The sequence below is a fragment of the Mesorhizobium sp. M4A.F.Ca.ET.050.02.1.1 genome, assembly GCF_003997725.1.
Classification (GTDB): Bacteria; Pseudomonadota; Alphaproteobacteria; order Rhizobiales; family Rhizobiaceae; genus Mesorhizobium.
The window spans coordinates 1-4373 of sequence record NZ_RZSG01000505.1; the positions used below are offsets into that span (position 1 = coordinate 1).

At 61.4% G+C, this 4373-nt stretch carries 3 protein-coding genes and 2 pseudogenes; all 5 read left to right on the top strand.

The window, feature by feature from the left end; all coding sequences use genetic code 11:
- A pseudogene (locus EOA33_RS39840) lies at positions 1-264 on the top strand (IS66 family insertion sequence element accessory protein TnpB); the annotation flags it as partial.
- A complete protein-coding gene (gene tnpB / locus EOA33_RS25565; RefSeq protein WP_127406897.1) occupies positions 261-617 on the top strand; it encodes an IS66 family insertion sequence element accessory protein TnpB in 357 nt (118 codons plus the stop codon). The pseudogene EOA33_RS39840 and the gene tnpB, both read left to right, overlap by 4 nt.
- Before the next feature lie 49 nt (positions 618-666).
- Positions 667-2217 (top strand): annotated as a pseudogene (locus EOA33_RS25570) (IS66 family transposase).
- Complete coding sequence (locus EOA33_RS25575; RefSeq protein ID WP_245482432.1) at positions 2214-2846, top strand: UPF0149 family protein; 633 nt, start codon at positions 2214-2216, stop codon at positions 2844-2846. Before EOA33_RS25570 ends, EOA33_RS25575 begins: the two are co-directional and overlap by 4 nt.
- 414 nt (positions 2847-3260) lie before the next feature.
- Positions 3261-4283, top strand: coding sequence for an IS110 family transposase (locus EOA33_RS25580; RefSeq protein WP_127406898.1), 1023 nt, complete (start codon positions 3261-3263; stop codon positions 4281-4283).
- Positions 4284-4373: the final 90 nt, after the last annotated feature.

Consider the following 4373-nt stretch of genomic DNA (forward strand, 5'->3'; position numbering starts at 1 on the left):
GTAGCGCGCCGCAACGGGGTGCACCGGGGTTTGCTTTCGGTGTGGCGGCGCCAGGCACGTGAGGCGCTGCGCGGCACGCCGATGTTTGCGCAGGTGCAGGTGGAACGCGTTTCCGCTGGCTCGATCGTCGACGGGCAGGAGGGTAATGCGTCGTCGAGCGACAGGATCGAAATCGAGATTGGGGACGCGCGGGTGCGGGTACCTCAGGGTGCGGATGCCGCGACGCTTCGGAGTATCGTTTCGGCACTGAGATCGACACGGTGATCGCGTTCGGATCGGACACGCGGGTGTTTGTGGCGACTGAGCCGGTCGACTTCCGCAGGGGTGTGCACGGCTTGGTCGCATTGGTCGCGGAGAGACTGGCGGGCAATCCGTACAGCGGGGACGTCTTCGTCTTCAGGTCGAAACGCGCAGACAAATTGCGGTTTCTGATTTTTGACGGCAGCGGGATGATTTTGGCGACGAAATGGCTGGAGGAAGGGCGTTTTACCTGGCCGCCGATCCAGGCAGGAACGATGCGGTTGACGTCGACGCAATTTGCGATGCTGTTCGAGGGCCTGAGCGAGTGGCTCCGGGTCGAGCCGCGCGCAGTCAAGCGGCCGACAAATGTTGCCTGAGGTATCTGATTTTGCTGGTTATTTTGGGGTGATTTGGTTAGCTTGCCTCATGCCCCTTCGGCCCGAAGACCTTTCTCGCGATCCAGCTGTGCTCACCGAAATGGCGCTTGCCTTGCAGGGTGAGAATGACGCTCTTCGCGCGGAAATCTCGATGCTGAAAACGCTGATTTTTGGGACGCGCTCGGAGCGCGCGGTGGTGATATGTGCCGAGCAACTGGCGCTTGGCCTGGGAGGCGAGGACGCTGCTGCGCCGACTGCGGCCAACGACGATACGGCACCGGGCACGGCGGGGAGGAAGCGCACAAAGGCCCGGCGCAACATTGGAGCACTCCCCGCGCATCTGCCCCGCCACGAACAGGTGATTGAACCATCCTCGACGCTGTGCCCATGCTGCACGGCGCAAATGCGTCGGATCGGAGAGGACGTCGCCGAAGCACTTGACCGGGTTCCTGCACTATTGCGCGTGTTGGGGACAATCCGCCCCAAATACGCTTGCCGAGCTTGTGAGGAAGCGGTCGTCCAGGCGAAAGCACCGGCTCGGCTCATCGAGGGCCGCATGGTGACCACGGCCCTGGTCGCCCATATTGCCGCGGCGAAATACGCTTGGCAGTCGACGCTCTATCGTCAATCCCAGATACTGGCCGGCTGGGTGTGGAGGTTGATCGGCAGACGCTTTCGCGCTGGATGAAGAGTGCCGCGCAGATGGCCAAGGGCCCTCTATGAACTGCAGCTGAAGACGATGCATGGCTTCGAGCGGCTGTTCTGCGACGAAACGCCAATGCTGCTTGATCCCGGCCGAGGTCGAACACGGACCTGCCAGTTCTGGGCGCATGCGACGGACGACCGACCCTGGAAAGGGCCCGCGCCGCCGGCGGTCGCTTACGTCTTTGCGGGTGGCCGTGGCAAAAAGGAGATTGCTGGCCAGTTGGCCGGGTTCAAGGGCGTGCTGCAAGTCGACGGCTATGCTGCCTATACGTCGTTGGCGGGAGGGGCCAAATCGTCGGGCAAGATCCGCCTGGCGTATTGTCTGGTCCATGCACGCCGCAACTTCGTGAAGGTCCACAAGACGACGAACTCGCCCTTCGCCAGGGAGGTCATCGAGCGCATCGGCGCGGTGTATGCGATCGAGGAGCGCATCCGCGGCTTGAGTGCTGACCTGCGTCGGTCGGTACGACAATCGCAGACGAAGCCGCTGATGGAGGCCTTGAAGGCGCGTCTCGAAGCCGTGAAGGACGGGATCTCTCGCCAGTCGACGCTGATCAAGGCGATCGACTATGCGCTTGAGCGCTGGGATGGACTAACGGCGTTCCTAAACGACGGGCGGCTTGAGCCAGACACGAACGCCGTGGAGAGATCGATTCGACCGATTACAATCGGAAAAAAGAATAGTCTGTTCAGTGGTGACGAAGGCGGTGGACAGACTTGGGCGATCCTGGCTTCGCTGCTCAACTCGGCCAAGTTGAACGGCGTCGATCCCGAAGTCTATCTCACCGACGTTCTCGAACGCATGGCCAGCGGCGCCACGACGAACGATCAACTCCATGAGCTCCTGGTTTGGAATTGGAAAGCGGCACGCGAAGCCGAAAGAGCCGCTGCATGACCAGACACAAGCCACGACAGGAGCGCAGGCCCGCCAAGACCACCATGGCTGACTACGCGATGTCCTTCGAGAAGCTCGGACATTGGCTGGATAAGCGACGGCAGTCGGCGACGCTTCGTCGCCCCAGGGCAAGCTCGCTCTCGATGCTCGACGGCGCCGTGGCTGCGGTCGTCGCCGGGCCGGTCTCGATGCCTTCCGAAGAATGGGGGTGCCCCCTCCTGGGCCTCAATCCGGACACCTTCGATCACGACACGGAGGAGTTCTCGGCGATCGCGGCCACGCTCATGCGGCACAACGCGATCGGCGAAATGCTGTCGACGAGGCCGCAGAGTTTCGAGCCGCTCTTCCTACGGATGGCCGATGGCGGCCTCGACGTACGGCCCTGGTGCATGGCCTTCTATACCGTCATGAAGCTTCGGCTACTCGCCTGGTCGCGATTGCTCTCGCCCAATACAATTGAGCACACCCTGCTGCTGCCGATCCTCTTCCACGGCGTCGACGATGACGGCCGGCCCTTGCGAGTGCCACTGTCTTCGCTCGCTGGCCGAAATGCATGGTCCGACATTCCGGCCGTCGTTGAGGCCATGCGTCAGTTTTGGATGCCGACCCGCTTTAAGTCCGGCCGCTAGCTGGCGGGAGGGCCATCTCGTACCGCTCTGATGTCCTTTTGGTGCTATCTGCGCAATAATCCACCCGACACCGATTTCCTCGGTCGGTTTCTCATTGACGGAGCGCCTATCGGTGGTACGCGGGTGAACAAACTCTGATGCGCGAGTTGGTTACCGTATGTCCATGTATTCGTCCGGGGCTGGTCCTCTCTTACAACGGGCGTCGGCATTGCCGGCCACAAAGCGGTGCCGGAAATTCCCCATTCAATGCTGCAAGCGTTCGACTACCGGCGCGAGTGGCCCAGCCTCGCGGTGTAATCGCGGGCACGAGGCCGCTCTGAATCCGACGACGATCTTGGAAGGTGGCTGCTCCCCGATATGATGAGATACGGGCTCTCGACTGGACGCCGGGCCCAACATCAATGGAGAACAGCCATGACAGAGTATATCGGTCTCGACGTATCGATGAAAGAGACGGCAATTTCGATTCGTCTGGCAGGTAAGCGGATCTGGCGCGGAAAGTGCGCCTCTGATCCCGCCAACATAGCCGAACTTATCCGCATGCGAGCGTCAAATGTGGAACGCGTGGTGTTCGAAACAGGCCCCCTGTCGGTGTGGTTTTTTCATGCATTGCGCGCCGAGGGAGTGCAGGCCATTTGCATCGATGCCCGTCGTCCCAAAGCGGCGCTCGACATGGCCGCCAACAAAACCGATGCCAACGACGCCGATGTGCTCGCGCACGTGGCGGAGGTCGGATTCTTCCGCGAAGTGCGGGTAAAGGGCTTCGCCAGCATGCTTTCTCGGACATTGATTGCTGCTCGGACGAAACTTATGCGGACGACATTGGACGCGGCGAACCAAATCCGGGGGGTGATGAAGACGTTCGGCCTTGTCATTCCGTGTGGTATGGGCGGCAAGTTCGAGGTGCATGTTCGCTCCCTTCTGGCCGACAACGCCGGCCTTTCGAGGACAATCCTGCCCTTGCTCGAAGCGTGGCGTAGCCTGCGCCTCCAGGCAGCCAGATTGAGGCGGCAGCTCCTTGCTGAAGCGCGTGGAAACGAGCAAAGCCAATTGTTGATGTCGATCCCCGGCGTTGGCGCGATTACAGCCACCGCCTACCTAAATGCAGTTGAGGATCCAGCGAACTTCACGCGATCGCGCTCGGTAGGTGCCTGGCTCGGGTTTACGGCGCGGCGCTATCAGTCGGGCGAAGTGGATTATGACGGCCATATCTCCCGACGCGGAGACGCCCATGTGCGTTCGCTTCTTTATGAAGCCGCCGTCGTGATCCTGACCCGCAGTCGGGGTGAGAGTGATTTACGCAATTGGGGTATAAGACTACGCGAGAAGATCGGCTTCAAACGCTCCGCCGTCGCTGTCGCTCGCAAGCTCGCCGTCATCATGCATGCGATGCTCCGCTCCGGCGAACTCTTCAATAGGAAGACGGCCACCGTCTAACTCTCGAGCTCTGCAGCGCCGCTGGCGCGAAGAGGTGTCCCCTGCCGGGACCGAGGCTGGTCCATTCCGTTAAGACCGTGGCATCACGAG